General features: G+C 65.3%; 22 protein-coding genes. 13 read left to right on the top strand and 9 right to left on the bottom strand.

What is annotated here, in order from left to right; translation table 11 throughout:
* Positions 1-3 precede the first annotated feature (3 nt).
* The 3 genes from QMZ05_RS18155 (at position 4) to QMZ05_RS18145 (ending at position 3,341) form a co-directional block, all read left to right on the top strand.
* Positions 4-993 carry a hydroxyacid dehydrogenase gene (locus tag QMZ05_RS18155; protein WP_353701993.1) on the top strand — a complete coding sequence of 330 codons (990 nt, stop codon included), beginning with the start codon at positions 4-6 and terminating at the stop codon, positions 991-993.
* Between the two features lie 161 nt (positions 994-1,154).
* Entirely contained in the window at positions 1,155-2,579 is a 1,425-nt protein-coding gene (locus QMZ05_RS18150; RefSeq protein WP_353701992.1) for an amidase, read from the top strand.
* A gap of 102 nt (positions 2,580-2,681) precedes the next feature.
* Positions 2,682-3,341, top strand: coding sequence for a hypothetical protein (locus QMZ05_RS18145; RefSeq protein ID WP_353701991.1), 660 nt, complete (start codon positions 2,682-2,684; stop codon positions 3,339-3,341).
* Here the strand turns inward: QMZ05_RS18145 and QMZ05_RS18140 are convergent.
* The gene (locus QMZ05_RS18140; protein WP_353701990.1) at positions 3,338-3,862 is read right to left on the bottom strand and encodes a DUF1993 domain-containing protein; all 525 of its coding nucleotides are present in this window, start codon (positions 3,860-3,862) and stop codon (positions 3,338-3,340) included. The genes QMZ05_RS18145 and QMZ05_RS18140 overlap by 4 nt on opposite strands.
* A gap of 86 nt (positions 3,863-3,948) precedes the next feature.
* Here QMZ05_RS18140 and QMZ05_RS18135 point away from each other — a divergent pair, with 86 nt between their 5' ends.
* Together QMZ05_RS18135 and QMZ05_RS18130 are read left to right on the top strand one after the other, a co-directional pair.
* Positions 3,949-4,722: a transporter substrate-binding domain-containing protein gene (locus QMZ05_RS18135; RefSeq protein WP_353701989.1), complete on the top strand. Its 774-nt coding sequence runs from the start codon at positions 3,949-3,951 to the stop codon at positions 4,720-4,722.
* A 183-nt stretch (positions 4,723-4,905) separates the two neighbouring features.
* Positions 4,906-5,712, top strand: a complete 807-nt coding sequence (locus QMZ05_RS18130; RefSeq protein ID WP_353701988.1) for a DUF2147 domain-containing protein — start codon at positions 4,906-4,908, stop codon at positions 5,710-5,712.
* 72 nt (positions 5,713-5,784) lie between these two features.
* Here QMZ05_RS18130 and QMZ05_RS18125 read toward each other — a convergent pair whose 3' ends face one another.
* Both QMZ05_RS18125 and QMZ05_RS18120 read right to left on the bottom strand, forming a co-directional pair.
* Positions 5,785-6,189: a cupin domain-containing protein gene (locus QMZ05_RS18125; RefSeq protein ID WP_353701987.1), complete on the bottom strand. Its 405-nt coding sequence runs from the start codon at positions 6,187-6,189 to the stop codon at positions 5,785-5,787.
* A 23-nt stretch (positions 6,190-6,212) separates the two neighbouring features.
* The gene (locus QMZ05_RS18120; RefSeq protein ID WP_074130519.1) at positions 6,213-6,911 is read right to left on the bottom strand and encodes a ribonuclease activity regulator RraA; all 699 of its coding nucleotides are present in this window, start codon (positions 6,909-6,911) and stop codon (positions 6,213-6,215) included.
* A 214-nt stretch (positions 6,912-7,125) separates the two neighbouring features.
* Here QMZ05_RS18120 and pxpB point away from each other — a divergent pair, with 214 nt between their 5' ends.
* The 4 genes from pxpB (at position 7,126) to QMZ05_RS18100 (ending at position 10,312) form a co-directional block, all read left to right on the top strand.
* Positions 7,126-7,857, top strand: coding sequence for a 5-oxoprolinase subunit PxpB (gene pxpB, locus QMZ05_RS18115; protein ID WP_353701999.1), 732 nt, complete (start codon positions 7,126-7,128; stop codon positions 7,855-7,857).
* The gene (locus tag QMZ05_RS18110) at positions 7,854-8,888 is read left to right on the top strand and encodes a biotin-dependent carboxyltransferase family protein (protein ID WP_353701986.1); all 1,035 of its coding nucleotides are present in this window, start codon (positions 7,854-7,856) and stop codon (positions 8,886-8,888) included. The genes pxpB and QMZ05_RS18110 overlap by 4 nt, the downstream gene beginning before the upstream one ends.
* 86 nt (positions 8,889-8,974) lie before the next feature.
* Entirely contained in the window at positions 8,975-9,748 is a 774-nt protein-coding gene (locus tag QMZ05_RS18105) for a LamB/YcsF family protein (protein WP_279705805.1), read from the top strand.
* A gap of 150 nt (positions 9,749-9,898) precedes the next feature.
* Positions 9,899-10,312 (top strand): hypothetical protein, encoded by a 414-nt coding sequence (locus QMZ05_RS18100; RefSeq protein WP_353701985.1) that lies wholly within the window; start codon positions 9,899-9,901, stop codon positions 10,310-10,312.
* A 73-nt stretch (positions 10,313-10,385) separates the two neighbouring features.
* Here QMZ05_RS18100 and QMZ05_RS18095 read toward each other — a convergent pair whose 3' ends face one another.
* The 3 genes from QMZ05_RS18095 to QMZ05_RS18085 all read right to left on the bottom strand — a co-directional run bounded on the left by QMZ05_RS18095 (position 10,386) and on the right by QMZ05_RS18085 (position 12,527).
* On the bottom strand, positions 10,386-10,538 hold the full coding sequence (locus QMZ05_RS18095; RefSeq protein WP_353701984.1) for a hypothetical protein: 153 nt from the start codon (positions 10,536-10,538) through the stop codon (positions 10,386-10,388).
* Positions 10,539-10,782: 244 nt separating this feature from the next.
* Positions 10,783-11,940 carry a CmpA/NrtA family ABC transporter substrate-binding protein gene (locus tag QMZ05_RS18090; protein WP_353701983.1) on the bottom strand — a complete coding sequence of 386 codons (1,158 nt, stop codon included), beginning with the start codon at positions 11,938-11,940 and terminating at the stop codon, positions 10,783-10,785.
* Complete coding sequence (locus tag QMZ05_RS18085) at positions 11,937-12,527, bottom strand: ANTAR domain-containing protein (RefSeq protein WP_074130515.1); 591 nt, start codon at positions 12,525-12,527, stop codon at positions 11,937-11,939. Before QMZ05_RS18085 ends, QMZ05_RS18090 begins: the two co-directional genes overlap by 4 nt.
* 120 nt (positions 12,528-12,647) lie before the next feature.
* On the opposite strand from QMZ05_RS18085, the gene rimO reads away from it, so the two are divergent.
* The 3 genes from rimO (at position 12,648) to QMZ05_RS18070 (ending at position 17,049) form a co-directional block, all read left to right on the top strand.
* Positions 12,648-13,973 (top strand): 30S ribosomal protein S12 methylthiotransferase RimO, encoded by a 1,326-nt coding sequence (rimO, locus tag QMZ05_RS18080; RefSeq protein ID WP_353701982.1) that lies wholly within the window; start codon positions 12,648-12,650, stop codon positions 13,971-13,973.
* Between the two features lie 355 nt (positions 13,974-14,328).
* Positions 14,329-15,603: a tetratricopeptide repeat protein gene (locus QMZ05_RS18075; protein WP_353701981.1), complete on the top strand. Its 1,275-nt coding sequence runs from the start codon at positions 14,329-14,331 to the stop codon at positions 15,601-15,603.
* Between the two features lie 249 nt (positions 15,604-15,852).
* Positions 15,853-17,049: an acetylornithine transaminase gene (locus QMZ05_RS18070; protein WP_353701980.1), complete on the top strand. Its 1,197-nt coding sequence runs from the start codon at positions 15,853-15,855 to the stop codon at positions 17,047-17,049.
* Positions 17,050-17,150: 101 nt separating this feature from the next.
* On the opposite strand, the gene QMZ05_RS18065 is transcribed toward QMZ05_RS18070, so the two are convergent.
* From QMZ05_RS18065 to pcsA, 3 genes are all read right to left on the bottom strand, one after another.
* Positions 17,151-18,125: a quinone oxidoreductase gene (locus QMZ05_RS18065; protein WP_353701979.1), complete on the bottom strand. Its 975-nt coding sequence runs from the start codon at positions 18,123-18,125 to the stop codon at positions 17,151-17,153.
* Positions 18,126-18,208: 83 nt separating this feature from the next.
* Positions 18,209-18,934, bottom strand: coding sequence for a TerC family protein (locus QMZ05_RS18060; protein ID WP_353701978.1), 726 nt, complete (start codon positions 18,932-18,934; stop codon positions 18,209-18,211).
* Positions 18,931-19,659 carry a phosphatidylcholine synthase gene (gene pcsA / locus QMZ05_RS18055; protein ID WP_353701977.1) on the bottom strand — a complete coding sequence of 243 codons (729 nt, stop codon included), beginning with the start codon at positions 19,657-19,659 and terminating at the stop codon, positions 18,931-18,933. Before pcsA ends, QMZ05_RS18060 begins: the two co-directional genes overlap by 4 nt.
* Before the next feature lie 133 nt (positions 19,660-19,792).
* Here pcsA and QMZ05_RS18050 point away from each other — a divergent pair, with 133 nt between their 5' ends.
* Positions 19,793-20,977, top strand: coding sequence for a UbiH/UbiF family hydroxylase (locus QMZ05_RS18050; protein WP_353701976.1), 1,185 nt, complete (start codon positions 19,793-19,795; stop codon positions 20,975-20,977).
* Positions 20,978-20,984: the final 7 nt, after the last annotated feature.

Raw genomic sequence — 20,984 nt, 5'->3', positions numbered from 1 at the left:
GAAATGGCCACCAACAAGAAGAAGATTTTCATCACCCAGACTCTGTCTCCCGGGGCACGGGTCCTCCTCAACGAGCGGGACGACGTCGAACTCATCGAATTTCCCAACCTGATCTCGGCCAAGGACTTCCAGGCGATGCTGGAGCAGCATGCGCCGGTCCACGGGGTCGCGCTCGGCGCGACCCGCTTCGGCGAAGCCGAGCTCGAGGCCTCCAAGGGCATGCTGGTGGTGACCCGGATCGGCGTCGGCTACGACGCCGTCGACGTGCCCGCGCTGTCGGCCCGCAAGGTGCCGCTGATGGTCGCAGGCACCGCGAACTCGCCGTCGGTCGCAGAGCATGCCTTGTTCATGATGCTGACGCTGGCCAAGCGCGCGCAGGAAATGCACACGATGGTGAAGGACGGCACCTGGGCGAGCCGGCTCGGCGTGCTGCCGTTCGACCTCTACGGCAAGACGGTCCTGATCGTCGGTTTCGGCCGCATCGGCACCCGCACCGCCAAGCGTTGCCTTGCGATGGAAATGAACGTGCTGGTCTACGATCCCTACAAGCCCGCCAGCGAGATTACCGCGGCCGGCTGTGAGGCTGTGCCGAGCCTTGAGGCGGCGCTGCCGCGGGCGGATTTCGTCACCATCCATTGCCCGAAGTCGCCCGAGACTGTCGGCCTGTTCAATGCCGCGCGGATCAGGCTGATGAAGCCGACCGCGTATCTCATCAACACGGCCCGCGGCGGCATCGTCGACGAGAAGGCGCTGCACGACGCGCTGGTGTCGGGCAAGCTCGCCGGCGCCGGCCTTGACGTGTTCGAGGTCGAGCCGCCGCCGGTCGGCCAGCCCCTGCACGCCCTGCCGAACGTGATCATGGCACCGCACGTCGCGGGCGTGACCATCGAGGCCGTCGATCGCATGAGCGAGCAGACCGCGCGCAATATCCTGAGCGTCCTGGACGGCAATCCGCTGCGTCAGAATGTAATCAATCAGGACGTCCTCGGCTGAGCTTTCAGCCTTCCAGAAGCGCGATGAGATAGGTCATCGCGCTTTGGTTTGTTGTTTGAGCACGATCTTTTCGGAAAAACCGCTTCACACTTTTCCGGATCGTGCTCTAGTTGCGCCGCGGCCGATCCTGCGAGGTCGGCCCGGCGATGCGGAGCATGCACATGGCCTTCAAGGAATTCGGCAACTACGATGCGGTCGGTCTCGCCGAGCTCGTCCGCAACAAGGACGTAACGCCCAAGGAGCTGCTCGACGAGGCGATCACCCGCACCGCGGCCATAGACCCCAAGATCAACGCGGTCGTCGTCAAGCATTACGACTATGCCGAGCGCCAGATCGCCAAAGGCTTGCCTGACGGCCCGTTCACCGGCGTTCCGTTCCTGCTGAAGGACCTCGATCTGCTCGAAGGCACCCGCACCACCTCGGGCGCCAGCCTGCTGAAGGACTTCGTCGCAGACCACAACGGGACGCTGACCCAGCGCTTCCTCGATGCGGGTCTTGCGATCTTCGGCAAGAGCGCGAGCCCGGAATTCGGTCTGATGCCGACGACGGAATCCCGTCTGTTCGGCCCGACCCGCAATCCCTGGAATCTCGAGCATTCCTCCGGCGGTTCGTCCGGCGGCGCCGGGGCTGCGGTCGCGGCACGTATCCTGCCCGTCGCGCATGCCAGCGACGGCGGCGGCTCGATCCGGATTCCAGCCTCCGCCTGCGGCGTGTTCGGCATGAAGCCGACGCGCGCCCGCAACCCCTGCGGTCCCGATCGTGGCGAAGGCTGGGGCGGATTCTCCGTCGGCCATGTGCTCAGCATCAGCGTCCGCGACAGCGCGGTCATGATGGACGCGATCCACGGCCCGGAGCCGTCGAGCCTCTACGTCGCGCCGCCGCCGGAGCGGCCGTTCTCGCAGGAAGTCGGCCGCGATCCCGGCCAGCTGCGCATCAGCTTCACCGACAAGTCGCCCTATGGCGATGCCATTGATCCGGAGATATCAGCGGCGGTCCGCGATATCGCCAAGCTGCTGGCTGGCCTCGGCCATCATGTCGAGGAGCGCGCGCCGCCGCTTGCGGCCGATCCCGCCGCGCTCATGGCCACGATCGTCGGCGGCAACACGGCGCTGACCATCCGCCTACTTGAGCAGCGGTTCGGGCGCGCGCTGACGTCGGACGATGTCGAGCGGCTGACGCTGGCGAGCGGCCAGAACTCGGCCAAGATGGTCCCGGCCGACTATGTCGCCGCGCAGCTTGCGGCATTCCAGGTCTCGCGCGGGCTCGCGACCTTCTTCGAGGGATGCGACGTCTTCCTCAGCTCGACGCTGTGCGCGCCGCCGCTCCGCCTCGGCGAGTTGAACACGATGTCCGAGGATCTGTCCCACATCGCGCCGGTGCTGCGCCGCTACATGCCCGGCACCTCGATGTTCAACATGTCCGGGCAGCCGGCGATGTCGATGCCGCTGGCCTGGAACAAGGCAGGGCTGCCGCTCGGCATGATGTTCGCGGCCAAGCTTGGCGAGGAAGGACTGCTGTTCCGCCTGGCCGGCCAGCTCGAGCAGGTTCGTCCCTGGAAGGACCGCCGGCCGCCGGTCTGCGCCTAGCGCCATCAAGCGAAGCGCCTGGCTGACAAAGGATAGTCAGATCAGGTAGATAGGAAGGGCGTCGGCGCGATTCCGCCGGCGTCGTGCCTGGGAGAGCGAACCGTGAGTGACCCGACCGACAATGCGCTCGCCGCGATCGCGAGCATTCTCGATCAGACCAAGACACCTCCCGAGAAGGCCACGTCGCCCGACAAGACGACGGACAAGGCATCTGAGCCGACTGAGGGTCCGCCGGTCTCCATCGCGATGCCACCGCCCCTGCCCTCGTCGGTCGAAGTCGTTACCGTCGAGACCGTATCCATCAAGACCGTGACCATCGAGGCCGCGCCCGCCGAACCGGCTGCCGTCGAGCCGGCACCGATCGAGGAGGCCGCGCCGACCGAACAGTCTCAGCCGGTCGCGCAGGCTGAGCCGAGTGAGCCCGAGCTGAGTGAACCCGGGCCGAGCGCGCCAGAGCCGGAGCCGATCCAGCCGCCTCAACCGATCGAGGCCAATGGCTATTCCAAGTCCGGACCAGGCCCAATGGCCGCGCTGCGCTTCCGCTGGACGGTGCGCCAGGACGGCGCCCAGTACTATGTCGACGAGACCGTCGGCGCAGGATCGGTCCCTCTGGTCAACGGTCCCATGGACCGGGACGCCGCGATCAAATTCGTCGACGATCGCGAGACCGAAGCGCGGCGGCGCTTCGAGCATTTCAAGCACGAGATCGCCAGCCGCACCGCTGCCGCCCTGCGGATGAGCCGGGACGGCAACGAGGCCTAACCCTGCGGCGGCCTCGGCGGTCCGAGAAAGTCCTTCTTCGCGAGATCGACGCCGGCATGGCGCAGGATGTCGTAGGCGGTTGCGACATGGAAGAAGAACTGCGGAACGCTGAAGGTCAGGATCAGGGACTTGCCGGTGAATGGCCTGGTCGCGCCGCTGCGGAACGTGAAGACGACATCCCTATCGGCGGCGGCGTCGATCACCTCCCGTGGCAGGCCCTGCGCAAAATCAATCGTGGCGGCAATCCGCGCTCTCAACTCCGCAATGTCCGGCTCCGCCTCCGCGAAGGCGAGCGGCACGCAGCCCGCCAGCAACGCGCAGCTCAGCACAACGTGCCGGTTCGCCTCCCCGATCTGCTGGCGAAGACTGTACATGTTCGGCGCGAGCCGCATGCCGAGCAACACGTCGGGATCGAACTTGCGCGCCCTGCAGTGCGCCTCGGCATGATCGAGCAGCGCGGAAAGATTGCGCAGATACGGCACATAAACGCCGACGGATGCTTCATGGAGCGAGATGGTCACTTTTGCCCCCGCGATGCTGGCTCGATCGTTCCATCTGGTCTAAATGCTCCGCAACGACATGTCATCGAAATTGACGGAGACCTCTGATGTTTCGCGCGCTGGCCGGCCTCGCTCTCGCTTTGCTTCTTTCCGCCGCGCATGCGCAGCAGGCGCCATCCCGGCTCGATGAGATCGTCAAGCGCGGCACGTTGCGCGTCGGGATGACCGGCGACTATTTGCCCTTCACGGCGCTCGACAAGGAGACCAAGGCATTTCGCGGCTTCGACGTCGACATGGCGCAATCGCTCGGCAAGGCGCTCGGCGTCAAGGTCGAATTCGTGCCGACATCGTGGCCGCAAATGACCAGGGATTTCGAGGCCGACAATTTCGACATCGCGATGGGCGGCGTCTCCATCACCTTCGACCGGCAGAAGAAGGGCCTGTTCTCGACGCCGATCATGCGCGAGGGCAAGACGCCGATCGCGCGCTGCGCGGACAAAGGCAAGTTTGAGACGCTCGCCGAGATCGACAAGCCGGGCACCCGCGTCATCGTCAATCCCGGCGGCACCAACGAGCGCTTTGCGCGCGCCAATGTGAAGACCGCCGATATCCGCGTCTTCAACGACAACACCAAAATCTTCGACGAGATCGCCAAGGGCGATGCCGACCTGATGATGACCGACGCGTCCGAGACGCGCTATCAGCAGAAGCTGCATCCCGGCGTGCTCTGCGCCGTGCATCCCGACAAGCCGTTCGACTTCGCGGAAAAGGCCTACTGGATGCAACGCGACGTCGCCTTGAAGGCGTTCGTCGATCAGTGGCTTCACATCACGCACGAAGACGGCAGCTACGCGAAGATCTACACTGCGTGGTTCGAATAGCCTGCGGCGTTAGACCCGCGTGCCCAAAAATTGATGCGCACGGCCTGAAACCGAACCGCGATCCAATGCTTTGAACCTAAGCTCTCAGGACTCGACTCATGTTTTGACCGTGATCTGGGGCACGTTCAACGAGGCGGCCACCAAATAGCCTTGCGAACGGGATTCCCTGCACTGGAGATCGAGATGAAGAAGCTTCTGGCGATCGCCACGCTTGTGCTGGCGAGCACGGTGACAGCGCAGGCACAATACACGTTCGATTACGGCGGCCGCACCATCCGCATCGATCCGGATCGTGGAACGGTCTCGATCCCCGGCGTCTACGACAATACCGGCCGCAGTTCCAAGCGCGCCAAGCACAAGGACGCCGAGCAGAAGCGCGAGACGGCTCCGAAGGACGCCAGGACGGATTCTCCGTCTCCGCCCGTCACGCCCCCCGCGGCCACTGCATCGCCCTCTTCGGCTCCGGTTGATCAGGCCGCGGCCCCGGTGGCGCCGGCGCCGACAGGTGCAACGACAGAGCCCGCGAACACGAGCGTCGCGCCACCTCCGGCTTCGGCGGCGACCTCACCACCACCACCGACGCCACCTGTTGTCCAGCAAAGCGCAGCGCCGGCGGCGAGTCCCATCCCTTCGCCAACGGTCGGCGCCGCATCGCCTGCACCCAAGCCTGCAGCGAATCCCGTGCAGGCAGCCAACTCGCCGGTCGGCGTCTGGTTGACTGAAGAAAAGGAAGGCAAGGTCCGCATCGAGCAGTGCGGCGCCAATCTCTGCGGTTATTCAGTCGACAAGAAGTCGAACGCCAACGGCGAGCAGGTTTTGATCAACATGAAGCCGGGCAAGGACAAGTGGAGCGGCCGCATCTTCGATCCGAACAGCGGCAGCACCTACGATTCCACCATCGCATTGAAGAGCCCCGACACCTTGCGCGTGCAGGGCTGCGCGTTCGGCGGCATGTTCTGCGGCGGCCAGACCTGGACGCGGGTGAATTGATCGACCGCATCAGAAAAGCAAAGGCCCCGCTCGATCGAGCGGGGCCTTCCTCTTGTGACCAGCAGCGACGGCTCAGCCGACCTTGCCGTTGTATTCCTCGTCGGTGACGTGCTCCATCCAGGTCGAGAACACGCCGTCGAGCGCCTCCTGCATGGCGATGTGGGTCATGCTGTTGTCAGCCGAAGCGCCGTGCCAGTGCTTCTCGTTCGGCGGAATCCAGACCACGTCGCCGGGGCGGATCTCCCGGATCGGCCCGCCCTTGGCCTGCACACGGCCAATGCCCGAGATCACGTAGAGCGTCTGCCCGAGCGGATGGGTGTGCCAGGCGGTGCGTGCGCCGGGCTCGAACGACACCCGCGAGGCGTTCAGCCGGGCCGGCGCCGGCGCCATGTTGATCGGGTCCTGCAGCACGCTGCCGGTGAAATGCTCCTTCGGCGCGCGGCGGGTCGGCCGCGAGCCGGAAACGTGGATATCCATGGGGTTACCTCCCTCTCTTGACGTTATTTCTTGGTTGCGGCGTAGCGCGCCTTGGTCTCGGCATTCATCGGATACAGGCCGGGCAGCTGGGCGCCGTTGTTCACCTCGTTGACGATCCAGGCTTCCATCCGTTCCTGCTCAGGGCCTTCGGCCAGCACGTGATCCAGGAATGCCTGCGGGATCAGCACCGCGCCGTCCTGGTCGGCCACCACCACATCGTTCGGAAACACGGCAACGCCGCCGCAGCCGATCGGTTCGCCCCAGCCGACGAAGGTCAGCCCTGCGACCGACGGCGGCGCGGCATAGCCGTCACACCACACCGGCAGGCCGGTGCCGAGCACGCCTTCGACGTCGCGCACCACGCCGTCGGTGATCAACGCCGTCACGCCGCGCTTGACCATGCGCGCGCAGAGGATGTCGCCGAAAATGCCGGCATCGGTGATGCCCATGGCATCGACCACGGCGATGCAGCCCGTCGGCATCGCCTCGATCGCGGTGCGGGTCGAGATCGGCGACGACCAGGATTCCGGCGTCGCCAGATCCTCGCGGGCCGGCACGAAGCGCAGCGTGAAGGCCGGTCCGACCAGCCGCTTCTGTCCGGGCTTCAAGGGCTTGGTGCCGCGCATCCAGATGTTGCGCAGGCCCTTCTTGAGCAGGACCGTGGTGATGGTGGCGGTGGACACGTGCGACAGCGTCGCGATCGCTTCGGCGGACAGTGACATCTCGAAAGCTTGCTCCGATGGGAGGGAAAGACCGGCGCATGTTGCCGGGCAAAGGCCGTGCGTCAAGGGCTGCTTGAAAATGCTGCGATCAGCCAAATTTATCGCCGGCATGCCGATTAATTTATTGAAGTTGCTGCATCATTTTGCACGAAGCGAATTCCGTTTTGACTCGAAACACGCTAGCTTGATGGCCAACGAAGTCCGCTTGATCCAGATGGCCGAACCCTTAAGTCCTCCCCGCCTTTTGCCGAGTGGCGATGCCGCCATCACGGTGGAATTCAGCCGCACCATCGACGACGCCGCCAACCGGCGCGTGCTCGCGCTCGACCGCCTGATCGCAGCCGAGCCGATCGCCGGGATCACCGAGACCGTGCCGACCTACCGGTCGCTGCTGGTGCATTACGATCCCGTGCAGATCAGCTTCGACCGACTCGGCGCGCAACTGCTGCTGCGCGCCGCCAAGGCGCCACCGTCCGAGTCCGGAACACGGCGCTGGCGCATCCCGGTCACCTACGGCGGCGAGCACGGCATCGATCTCGAGGACGTCGCAAAGGCGCTCGGGACGACGCCCGACGAGATCGTGGCACGTCACGTCGCCGGCGACTATCGCGTCGCCATGATCGGCTTCACGCCGGGCTGGTCCTATCTCAGCGGGCTCCAGAAATTTCTGCACATGCCCCGGCGCAAGGACCCGCGGCTCCTGACCCCGGCCGGAACCATCTCGATCGGCGGCATCCAGACCGGCGTGCAGTGCCTGGCCGGCCCGAGCGGCTGGCACCTGCTCGGCCGCACCCCGGTGCGAACCTACCAATTGCATCGTGATCCGACCTTCCTGCTTGAGCCGGGCGACGCCATCACCTTCACGGCGATCGACGCCAAGACCTTTGCCGAGCAGGACCGCGCCGCCGATGCCGGCGCGTTCGTCGCAGAACTGGTGACGCCATGAGCAAGCTCGTCGTCACCTCGATCGGACCGGCAAGCTCGGTGCAGGACGGCGGCCGTCCGGGCTCGCAGCGCTATGGCCTGGTGCCGAGTGGTGCGATGGACCGGCTTTCGCTGGCGGCCGCCAATACGCTGGTCGGCAACGAGTTGCTCGCCGCCGCGGTCGAGATCGGTCCGTTCGGCGCCAGCTTCACTGCGCGCGGCGGCGCGGTGCGCGTCGGACTCGCTGGCGCATCGCGTAACGCTGACATCGCCGGCCGGCCGGTCGCGTTCGACAGTTCGGCGACGCTCGCCGAAGGCGAGACGCTCAATCTCGGCTTCGCGCGCGGTGGCTCATTCAGCTATCTCGCGATCGAGCACGGCATCGAAGGCGAGCCGATGTTCGGCAGCCTTGCGGTCAATGCCCGCGCCGGGCTCGGCAGCCCCTACACGCGGCCGCTGCAAAGCGGCGACGAATTGAAGACGCAGGTCGCGAGTGGCTCGCCCGAGCGCCGGATCGAATTGCCGGCCGCGACGGATGCGCCGATCCGCATCGTATTCGGCCCGCAGGACGACGAGTTCGCCGAGGACAACAAGAAGCAGTTCATCGACAGCGAGTGGAAGATCTCGGCCACCAGCGACCGCATGGGCTACCGGCTCGAAGGCCCCGTCATCAGGCACCTCGACGGCCACAACATCGTTTCCGACGGCACTGTGAACGGCAGCATCCAGGTGCCCGGCAACGGCCAGCCGATCGTGCTGATGCCGGACCGCGGCACCAGCGGCGGCTATCCGAAGATCGCGACCGTGATCACAGCCGATTTCGGCCGCTTCGCGCAGATCTCGGCCGGCCGGCCGTTCCGCTTCAAGGCGGTGACGATGGCGGAAGCGCAGGCCGAAGCGATCAAGTTCCACGCGTTGCTGCATTCGCTGCCCGACCGCCTTCGCGGCATTGAGGATCTTGGCCTCAACATCGAAGCGCTGCGGGATGCGAATGTCGCGGGTCAGGCGATCAGCGCCGTCGATGTGTCGACCTGGCAAGTTGCGGTACCCTAGAGCATCGTCCGGAAAAGTGCGAAGCGGTTTTCCGACAAGACGATGCTCAAACACGAGAGCCACCAACAACAAACGGATCGATCGTCATGACCAAAACTGTCGACCTCAATTGCGATCTCGGCGAAAGCTTTGGCCCCTGGGAAATGGGCAATGATGCGGCGATGATCGAGCTTGCGACCTCGGTCAACGTTGCCTGCGGCTTTCATGCCGGCGATGCCGACATCATGCGCAAGACGGTCGAGCTCGCGAAGGCGCGCGGTGTCAGCGTCGGCGCCCATCCCGGCTATCGCGACCTGCATGGCTTTGGCCGCCGTCCGATGCCGGGGCTGACATCCTCGGAGATCGAGAACCTGATCGCCTACCAGATCGGCGCCTTGCAGGCGATCGCGACCGCGGCCGGCCACAAGGTCACCCATGTGAAGGCGCATGGCGCGATCTCCAACGTCGCCTGCGAGGACGACATGACCGCGCGGGCGATCGCCAATGCGATCAAGGCCGTCGATCCGAGCCTCGTGTTCGTGGTGCTCGCAAACTCGAAGCTGGTGCGCGCCGGCGAGGCCGCGAACTTACGGATGGCACATGAGGTGTTTGCCGACCGCGCCTATGAGGACGACGGCAATCTGGTGTCGCGCAAGAAGCCCGGCGCGGTGCTGCACGATCCCAAGGCGATCGCCGAACGCGTGGTGCGGATGGTACAGGATGGCGCCGTCGTCTCGGTCACCGGCAAGGTGATCAAGATGCAGACCGACACGGTCTGCATCCACGGCGACACGCATGGCGCGGTCGAGATCGCGCGCGATCTGCGCGCAGCGCTGAAGCAGGCCGGCATCACGGTTGCGCCGTTCAAGACCGCGCACTGAGCCGCGCGCGTATCGATTCGGAAGGGGCCGGCCATCGCGCCGGCCCTTTAGATTCCGTTAAGAGTCTTCTTAAACCCAAACTTGCCGTTTGATTGCTAGGTGCAGCTTCCGAGCCTTTGATTGTCCTCTCAGGAAATTGGGTACCAAAGCATGTTCCGCACCAGCCTCTCCCTCGCCATTGCCGCGGTTGCCACCGCCGCCTTCACCAGCGCGGCCTCGGCCGGCTGCTACAGCTGCTATACGCCGCCGCCCCAGCCCTGCACGACCTGCTATCAGGTGCAGACCGTGCCGCCGCAATATCGCACGGTGCAGGAAACCGTGATGGTGGCCCCGGGCCGCGTCGTCGCGCATCGCACGCCGGCGCAGTATCGTACCGTGATGGTGCCGAGGACCGTGATGGTCGCGCCCGAAGGCGTCGCCTATGAGCGGATCGCGCCGCAATACGCCACGCAGGAGCGCACCGAAATGGTCTCGCCGGGCTATTCCTACTACGCGCCGGTTCAGCAGACCTGCAACACCTGCGGCAGCGGTTACGGCTACGGATACGGTTACGGCCGCTACTGAGCGACCCGTATCCAGCCGACACAAAGCCGCCGCCTGATCGCTCAGACGGCGGCTTTTGAATTTTCCGAAGGTCTCAGAACGGGTGGACGGACAGCGTGCCGAACACGATCGCCGCGATCACGGCAAAGGCGCTGTACAGCGCCGCAGTCTGAATTCCGGTCCCGGACTTCCTTGAAACTTGTCGCGCGTAAAGGTGCAGGCGGGCTTCCGCCGATAGCTCGCGCATGGTCGATCTCCAACGCCCCATTCTCGGGCATATGGAATATCGTTCGCGCCGCAATTCAAGCGGGTGGCAAAAATAGCGACGCTGCCGCCTTCGGGAACACGGTTCCGAGAGGAATATTCCTCCTCGAGCGCAGGCTCGAGAATCTTATTCGTTGCAATTCGAGGCGTCGGGAACCCGCGCCAGTCCCGCACTAACCGAAAATATCGAAAACAACCCCATGCAAAGGAGCCGCCGCGCGCCGCATTCAGGGCTTCCAGCGCCCGATCTTGAATGCAGCCAGATGGCTCGGGACGTCGGCGGGATCGAACGGCGGACCGGCGAACGCGCCGATGGCGTTGGAGGCGCCTGCCGGGCGCCCGGACGCAGCATCGTAAAGGTCCGGCCTGAACACGGCCATGGCCGCCTTCAGCGCCTCCGGCCGATATGGCGTCTGGCCCCAGCGCACCATCTGGGCGTACAGCCAGGCCGCCTGCCCGGGGTCCGGCCGCGCGGCTGCCTCGCGCCCGACCAGCAGATAGCGGTTGCTCTCACGCATGGTGCCGTCCGGCGAGACCTTCAGCCGACCATCGAGCGTGCGCTGGATGACGCTGGCATCAACGCCGAGCCGCTCGGGCTGCGCCAGCATCCGCGCGACCTCGAGCCGGTTCTCCGGTTGCTCGATGAACTCCGCAGCGCGCAGATGCGCGCGCACCAACGAGGCGACGACATCGGGATGCTTGTCCGCCCAGCTCTGGCGCACCGCCAGCACCTTTTCCACCGCGCTGAGCAGGATATCGGAGACGAAATGCAGGATGTGGCCGATGCCGAGATCGACCGCGATCGAATTCCAGGGCGCGCCGACGCAGAACGCATCGACGTGGCCGTTGGCGAGGCTGTCGACCATGTAGGGCGGCGGCAGCACCACGAGCTGGACGTCCTCATCGGGATCGACGCCGCCGGCTGCCATCCAGAACCGCAATTGATAATTGTGGGTCGAGAACGGGAAGGTCATGCCGAAGGTCAGCGGCTCGGCCTCGCTCCTGCGCCGCTTTGCGACCACCCGCGCAAGCGCCTGTGCGGTCGCCATCGGATCGAAACGATCGCCGTCGATCTCTTCCATCAGCGCGGCATGCAGCGCCGGCGATACCGTGATGGCGTTGCCGTTGAGCCCGAGATTGAAGGGCGCTGCGATCGGCACCTTGACGTGGCCAAGCCCCAGACTCGAGGCGATCGCGACCGGCGCCAGCAGATGGGCCGCGTCGAACAGGCCGATATTGAGCTTGTCGCGGACGTTCGACCACGACACTTCCCGCACCAGGGTGACGTCGAGGCCCTCGGCCGCGGCAAATCCCTTGTCGACGGCGACGATCAATGCGGCAGCGTCCACCAGCGGAATGAACCCGACGTGCAGGGGTGTGGTCATTTCAACAGCTCCGATGCCGTCAGGATCGATTGCGCGATCTCCCCGATCTTCTTCTTCTCGCGCATCGCGGTCGAGCGCATCAGCACATAGGCCTCCTCCTCGGTCAGTCCCTTCACCTTCATCAGGATACCCTTGGCGCGGTCGATCACCTTGCGCTCCTCCAGCGCATGCTTGGTGCGGTCGAGCTCATCCTGCAGCTTGGCGAAGGCATTGAAGCGCGACACGCAGAGATCGAGGATCGGCTTCATGCGCTCCTTCTTGAGGCCGTCGACGATGTAGGCGGAGACGCCCGCCTCGACCGAGGCCTGGATCGAGGCGGCATCGCTCTGGTCGACGAACATCGCGATCGGCCGGCGGACGGCACGGCTGACCTGGAACATCTGTTCCAGCACGTCGCGGCTGGGGTTCTCGAGGTCGATGACGATGATGTCGGGATCGAGCGCATAGATCCGCGAGAGCAGGCTCTGCATCTCGCTGATATGGACCACGTCCGTGTAGCCGGCTTCCCGAAGCCCCTCCTCAAGGATGGCCGCGCGGATCGGGCTTTCGTCGACAATGACGATCTTGGGAGACGATTCAGCGCTCATCGACAACTCTTCAGGCCCGGCAAAGACCATCCATATCACGCCGGGAGCGCCCGGAAAGGGTTGTAATTCTCGGCAATTGGGACTAGCTCCTGCCCATCAATCAGGCAGATTTGGGAAGATATGCAAGAGGCCGCCGCGCCGAAAGTGAGCTTTGTGTCCTTGGGGTGCCCCAAGGCGCTGGTCGATTCCGAGCGCATCATCACCCGGCTGCGCGCGGAGGGCTATGAGCTCGCGCGCAAGCATGACGGCGCCGACATCGTCATCGTCAACACCTGCGGCTTCCTCGACAGTGCCAAGCAGGAATCGCTGGCCGCGATCGGCGAAGCCATGGCCGAGAACGGCAAGGTCATCGTCACCGGCTGCATGGGCGCCGAACCGGAGCAGATCGAGAGCGCCTATCCCGGCGTGCTCTCGATCACGGGCCCGCAGCAATATGAGAGCGTGCTGGATGCCGTGCACCGCGCGCTGCCGCCGGCGCACAATCCACATATCGACCTGGTGCCGCCGCAGGGCGTCAAGCTGACGCCGCGGCACTACGCTTACCTGAAGATATCCGAAGGCTGCAACAACCGCTGCAGCTTCTGCATCATTCCGAAGCTGCGCGGCGACCTGGTGTCGCGGCCGGCCAATGACGTGCTGCGTGAAGCCGAGAGACTGGTGAAAGCCGGCGTCAAGGAATTGCTGGTCATCTCGCAGGACACTTCGGCCTATGGCGTCGACCTGAAATATGCCGAGAGCCCGTGGCAGGATCGCAGCGTGCGCGCGAAGTTCTTTGACCTCGCCAACGAGCTCGGTGAGCTCGGCGCCTGGGTGCGGCTGCAATATGTCTACCCCTACCCGCATGTCGACGAGGTCATCGGCCTGATGACCGAGGGCAAGGTGCTGCCCTATCTCGACATCCCGTTCCAGCATGCGAGCCCGGACGTGCTGCGCGCGATGAAGCGCCCGGCGGCGCAGGAGAAGACGCTGGCGCGGATCCAGAAGTGGCGCGAGCAATGCCCCGAGCTGACGCTGCGCTCGACCTTCATCGTCGGCTTCCCCGGCGAGACCGATGCCGATTTCGCCTATCTGCTCGACTGGCTCGATGAAGCCGGGATCGATCGCCTCGGCTGCTTCAAATACGAGCCGGTCGCCGGCGCCACGTCGAATGCGATTCCCAATGCCGTGCCCGACGAGGTCAAGCAGGAGCGCTGGAACGCGCTGATGGCGCGGCAGCAGAAGATTTCCGCGCGCCGCCTGAAGCGCAAGGTCGGCACCCGCCAGCAGGTGATCATCGACGAGGTCGGCCCGACGGTCGCCAAGGGCCGGTCAAAGGCCGACGCGCCGGAGATCGACGGCGCCGTCTATCTGACCAGCCGCCGCCCGCTCAAGGTCGGCGAGATCGTCACCGCCAAGATCGAGCGCGCCGACGAATACGACCTGCACGGCAGCGTCGCGGGGTTCTAAAGCGGGATGAGTTTTGGTTGAATCGGCTTGGCGCGGTCTCGGTTCACCTCTCCCCGTTGGGGAGAGGTCGGATTGCGGTCGGCGATGCGAAGCATCGTCCGGAGCAATCCGGGTGAGGGCTCTCGCTCTCTCGATAGACCATAACCCCTCACCCGATTTGCTGCGCAAATCGACCTCTCCCAAGGGAGAGGTGAACCTTCGACGCCGTTCCAGCTCAACCTAATCTCATCAGGCTTTAGCTCCAGTCCGATCCTCCAAGGCCCCGCGGATGCCAAACGGCGTCCGTTCTCGTGAACCTCACCGCGGCCTGGGCTCACAAAGCAGTGGCGGCCATCCGGCCGCGCGGAGCCTGGTCTTGCGGCAATCATGGAAGCGACTGTTGGCGCGCGGCCGGTTGGCTGCGGCCGTCCTCATCCAACTCGTGCCGGCGCTCGCCACGACGGCGGCCCTCGCCGCGCCTCAGCCGTCTTCCGAAGCCACGGCGCAGGCCTGGTGCTTCAGCAAGAAGGGCGCCGCGCAGCGCATTGGCGGCTGCAGCTTTCTGCTTGCCCTGCGCAAGTTGAAGGAGAAGCACCGCGCCGGCGCCTTCCTCAACCGTGGCGGCGCTTATCTCGAAAGCAACGATCTCGATCGCGCGATCGCCGACTTCACGGAGGTGATCAAGTACGCGCCGATGCGTGGCAAGGGACTGGCCAACCGTGGTGAGGCCTATCGCCGCAAGGGCGATGTCGATGCGGCCATCGCCGATCTCGATCAGGCCATCGCGCTCGATCCCCAGGATGAGATAGCGCGCTACAACCGCGGTATCGCGCACAGCGACCGTGGCGAACCCGCTCTCGCCATCGCCGATTACAACGAAGCCATCCGCCTCAGCCCTGACGATGCCTGGTACTACAACAATCGCGGCAATTCCTACATCGACGCCAAGGAGCCTGATCGCCCGATGGCCGATTATGATCGCGCCATCCGCCTCGATCCGAAGTTCGCGCTTGCCTATTACAATCGCGGCAATGCCTATCGTGGCCGCAACGATCTCGATCACGCGCTGGCCGATTACGATACGTCGCTGCGGCTGGATCCCCGCTATGCAGCGGCCTATGGCAACCGCGCCCGGGTGTTTCGCGATCGCGGCGATGTCGATCGGGCGCTGGCCGATTTCGATCAATCGCTGCGGCTCGATCCAGCCGGCTACCGCGACTATTACGCACGAGGTAATCTCTATCTTGAACGGCAGGATTACCCGCGGGCATACGATGATTTCAGCAATGCGATCAAGTTCAACGCGAAATACGCGGCCGCGTTCAATGCGCGTTGCTTGACGCAGGTGATCCTGGGCCAGGCGCAGCAGGCGCTCGCCGATTGCGAGCAGTCGCTGCAATGGAATCCGGACGATCCCTACACGCTCGACAGCCGTGCAATCTGTCGCCTGAAGCTCGGCGAACTTGATGCTGCGATTGCGGATTTTGACGCTGCGTTGAAGATCAATCCGAAGCTTGCAAGTTCGCTCTATGGCCGCGGCGTCGCGCGGCGGAAGAAGGGTGACGGCGACGCGGCGCAAGCCGACACCACTGCCGCCCAGGCAATTCAGTCCGACATCACGACGGAATTCGCGCGCTATGGCGTCGAATGACGCGCGACCGGCGCTTGACACCGCGGCCCTTTCGGCTGTATGGCCCTGCGCCATGAAGCTGAACCGGACCCACCGCCGCGCCATCTGCCGTCGTCGCACCCGCGACGATGCTGGGCTGCGCCGTGTCCGACGCCATCGCTGATTAGCTGACATCAGCCAAGGTTTTCGAGAAGGCCGCGCCCGCAAAGCGCGGCCTTCTTGTTTTTCGGCCTATCCCCCATTCCCACACCGACCCCAGAGGAGATCGATATGACCAACGCCGCCCATCCGTTCGACGCGCTGATGGACATCACCGCCCGCCCCGAGGTCGTGTTTGTGCGCGGCGCCGGCTCCTATCTGTGGGACGCCAACCGCAACCGCTATCTCGATTTCGTACAGGGCTGGGCGGTCAATCCGCTCGGTCATTCGCCGGTCATCGTGGCCGACGCGCTGGCGGCGCAGGCCCGGCGGCTGCTGACGCCGAGCCCGGCGTTCTACAACGAGCAGAGCCTGAAGCTGGCCAAAGCGCTGGTCGACAACAGCTGCTTCGATCAGGTGTTCTTCGCCAATTCCGGCGCGGAGGCCAATGAAGGCGCGATCAAGCTGGCGCGGAAATTCGGCGCCAAGTACAAGAATGGCGCGCACGAGATCATCACCTTCGAGGGCGGCTTCCACGGCCGCACGCTCGCGACCATGTCGGCCTCGGGCAAGAAGGCATTCGAGCCGCTGTTCGAGCCGAAGGTGTCGGGTTTCCGCAAGGCCAGGCTGAACGACATCGAGTCGGTGCGGCAGCTGATCAATTCGTCGACGGTCGCGGTCATGCTGGAGCCGATCCAGGGTGAGGCCGGCGTCTGGCCTGCGACCGACGCATTCCTCAGGGAGTTGCGGGCGCTGACCCAGCAGCGCGGCCTGCTGCTGATTGTCGACGAGATCCAGACCGGCATGGGCCGGACCGGAAAATTGTTCGGCTATGAGCATGCCGGGATCGAGCCCGACATCATGACGCTCGGCAAGGGCATCGGCGGCGGCGTGCCGCTCGCAGCGCTGCTCGCGACCGAGCATGCCTCGTGCTTCGATCACGGCGATCAGGGCGGCACCTTCAACGGCAATCCGCTGATGTGCGCCGCCGGCCTTGTCGTGCTCGATCAGATCGGCAAGCCCGATTTCCTGAAATCGGTTGTCGATGCCGGGCTGCTGCTCGAACGTGAATTGCAGCGGCTGTCGGCGCGGCACGGGCTCGGCGAGATCAGGGGCCGCGGCCTCCTGCTCGCGCTCGATCTCAAGATGCCGATCGGTGCGGCCGTCGTCGCCGAGGCGTTCGCGGCCGGCGTGCTGGTCAACTCGCCGCAGCCGGACACGCTGCGCTTCATGCCGGCGCTCAACGTCACGCGGGAGGAGATCTCCTTGATGATTGATTGTCTGGATACGGTGCTGACGAAAGTCGGTGCAGCAAGGCGGGTGGCGTAACTATCCACTCGGTCATTCCGGGGCGATGCGCAGCATCGAACCCGGAATCTCGAGGTTCCGGGTTCATCGCTAACGCGATGCCCCGGAACGACGACAAACTTTTACGGCCTGAGAATCGCCGCGCCCGTGGTCGCCCGGCTCTCCAGGTCGATATGCGCCTTCGCCGCATCCTTCAGCGCATAGGCGTGGTTGATCGGCACGTGCAGCTTGCCGTTGATCACGGCGGCGAACAGCGTGTCGGCGCCTTCGAGCAGCTCCTTGCGGGTGCCGACATAGTCGTTGAGCTTGGGCCGCGTCGCAAACAGCGAACCGTGGTTGTTGAGCTCGGCGAGCGGGAACGGCGGTACCGGACCCGACGCGTTGCCGAACGAGACGAACAGGCCGCGTGGCCGCAGGCAGGACAGCGATCCAGGGAATGTGGTCTTGCCGACGCCGTCATAGACCACGTCGCAGAGCTCGCCGCGGCTGATCTGCTTGACGCGTTCGACGAAGTTCTCCTCGTTGTAGAGGATGACGTGGTCGCAGCCATTGGCGAGTGCGAGATCGGCCTTCGCCTTCGAGCCGACGGTGCCGATGACATGCGCGCCGAGCGCCCGCGCCCACTGGCAGGCGAGCAGCCCGATGCCGCCGGCCGCGGCGTGGATCAGCACGCGATGGCCCTGCTCGACCTTGAAGGTCTTGTGCAGGAGGTACCAGACCGTGAGCCCCTTGAGCATCAGCACGGCGCCCTGCTCGTAGGTGATGTGGTCGGGCAGCTTGACCAGCTTGTCGGCCGGGATGACGCGCTCGGAGGCGTAGCCGCCGAGGTTGTAGTAATAGGCGACGCGATCGCCGGGATGGAAATTGGTTACCCCGGGCCCCACGGCCAGGACCTCGCCTGCGGCCTCGTTGCCGGCGATGAACGGCAGGCCGGGCGCCTTGTAGAGACCGGTGCGGAAATAGACGTCGATGAAGTTCAGGCCGACCGCATGCTGGCGGATCCGGACCTCGCCGTTCCCCGGCGGGCCGACCTCGACGTCCTCATAGGTCAGGACTTCCGGGCCCCCAACCTTGTGCACGCGCACAGCCTTGGTCATGTCGTCGCTCCCCTCAGAAAACTCACGTCAAGCGAGCGAATGCCATCGGGCCCGCCTTGTCAACCAAGCAGGCCGGAACCGGCCTAGCTTGCGACCTTCTTGCGGTTGCGCTTGGCCATGACGTTGAACGCCTCGACCGCCGCCGAGAACGCGATCGCGAAATAGATGTAGCCGCGCGGGATGTGGAATTTGAAGCCGTCGGCCACCAGCGCCACGCCGATCAGCACCAGGAAGGCCAGCGCCAGCATCTTGGTGGTCGGATGCTCCGCGACGAACCGCGCCACCGGTCCGGACGAGAGGTACATGATCGCACAGGCGATCACGACCGCCGCGATCATGATCTCGATGTCCTGCGCCATGCCGATCGCGGTGATGATCGAATCCAGCGAGAACACCAGGTCGATGACGATGATCTGCACGATCACCCAGAAGAACGCACTGGCGCTCGGCTTATCGTCGGCCTCCGCCTCGCGCGCCTCGACCTCGCCGTGAATCTCGTGGGTTGCCTTGGCAATCAGGAACAGGCCGCCGCCGATCAGGATGATGTCGCGCCAGGACAGTGAGATGTCCTGCACTGATACCACCGGCTGCGTCAGCCCGATCAGCCAGACCAGGACGCTGAGCAGGATGATGCGGAACACCAGCGCCAGCAGCAGGCCGATCTGCCGCGCGCGTTTGGCCTGCGCCGGTGGAATCCGCGACACGATCACCGAGAGGAAGATCACGTTGTCGATGCCGAGCACGATCTCGAGCGCAGTCAGGGTCAACAGCGCAGCCCAGGCTTCCGGGCTGGTGATCAATTGCATCATGCTCTGAAGGCTTTCATCCGGCGGATCACGGTGTCGCTGCCGACGATGTAGACGGCGATGGCGCAGAGACCGAAGGTGATCGAGGGGCCGACCACGAAATCGTTGGCGAGGGTGTAGGCGCCGAGCAGCGCCCAAGCGGCGAGCAGCCACAGCGTCAGCCAACGCAGCCGCACCACCCGGAACGGATGCAGCACGTGGAACGGCGCGAAGGTCAGCACGATCAGGAGCGCGACCACGATGGTCGACAGCACCGGCGGCAGATGCAGCAGGAACAGATAGAACGCCGCCGCATTCCACAGCGCCGGGAAACCGCGGAAATGGTTGTCGTCGGCCTTCATGCGGCGGTCGGCGAAATACAGCGCGCTGGAGACCACGATACCGATGCCGAGGATCGGCGCGGCCAGCGGCAGCAGCATGCCGCTCGCGGTGATGGCATAGGCCGGCACGAACACATAGGTGACGAAATCAACCACCAGGTCGAGCACCTCGCCCGACCAGTTCGGCTGCAGCCGCACCACGTCGAGCCGACGCGCCAGCGGGCCGTCGATCCCGTCGATGATCAGCGCCACCCCGAGCCAGGCGAACATGTTGGCCCAGTGCTCGCGCACCGCCTCCAGCATCGCCAGCAGCGCGACCCCGGCGCCCAGTGCCGTGAAAATGTGAACGGAGAATGCGGCGGTCCGCATCCGCTCTCGTAACGCATCGGGCTGGCTCGAGTGCTCCATCGGCCGAAGTGCTATCAGGAATCGGGCCGCTTTGCATATGCGGTCTTGCGGCGTTCCGCCGCGCAAAGCGTTGGAAACTCTTGGTGGTTACCGACGACTTGAAAATTGGGCCAAGCATGTCAAATGTCCTGATATGACCGACAGCTCGCAGGATTATGACGTTATCGTAATAGGCGGCGGCCCGGCCGGATTGACGGCTGCGATTGCGCTGGCCGACGCCGGCGCGCGGACCGCGCTGCTGGCGCGCTGCCAGCCGTATGCCGACAACCGGACCACGGCGCTGCTCGGCGCCTCGACCGAGATCCTGGAGCGGCTCGACGTCTGGCGGCGCTGTAGCGACAAAGCGGCGGCGCTCAAGACCATGCGCCTGGTCGACGACACCGGTCGCCTGATCCGCGCGCCGGAGGTGCGGTTCTCCTCCGACGAGATCGGCCGCGAGCAGTTCGGCTTCAACATCGACAATCGCTCCCTGGTCGCAGCGCTCGAGGACCGTGCCGCCGAGATGGCCGCGCTGACCCGGTTCGACGACGAGGCCGCCTCGGTGCAGCCGGATGATGCCGGGGTCACCGTGGCGACGCGGCAGGGCCAGTCGCTCCGGGCACGGCTCGTGGTCGGCGCCGACGGACGCAATTCATTGTCGCGCGCGGCCGCCGGCATCGAGGTGACGAGCCGCGCGCTCGGGCAATCCGCCCTCACCTTCAACATCACCCATACCAGGCCGCACCAGAACATCTCGACCGAGTTTCATACCGAGCATGGCCCCTGCGTGTTCGTGCCGCTCGCCGGCAACCGCAGCAGCGTGGTCTGGGTCTCGGCGCCCAAGGAGGCCGAGCGGCTGATGGCGCTCGGCGACGCTGAACTATCTGACGCGGCGGAGCGCCAGTCGCATTCGATTCTCGGCCGCGTCGAGGTCCAGGGCGGCCGTCACGTATTTCCGCTCGCGATCGAGCGGCCCCGGCAATTCGCCAGGGACCGGATCGCGCTGGTCGGGGAATCCGCCCATGTGCTGCCGCCGATCGGCGCGCAGGGCCTCAACATGGGGCTGCGCGATGCCGCCGATATCGCCGAGATCACGGGCCAGGCGATCGGCCGCGGCGAGGATCCCGGCGCGCCAAACGTGCTGGCGCGCTACCAGGCGGCGCGGCGCCCCGATGTCGCCAGCCGGACCTGGGCGATCGACATCGCCAACCGCTCGCTGCTGAGCGATTTCCTCGGCGTGCAGACCGCGCGCGCCGCCGGCCTGCATTTGCTCGGCGCCTTCGGCCCGCTGCGGCGGCTTGCGATGCGCGAAGGCCTCGCGCCGTCATGGCGGCGGTGAGAACGGC

The sequence above is a fragment of the Bradyrhizobium sp. INPA03-11B genome (assembly GCF_040446015.1).
Lineage (GTDB): Bacteria > Pseudomonadota > Alphaproteobacteria > Rhizobiales > Xanthobacteraceae > Bradyrhizobium > Bradyrhizobium macuxiense_A.
Note: the sequence above shows the minus strand (reverse complement) of the source record. Positions and strands in the feature narration are given on the sequence as shown.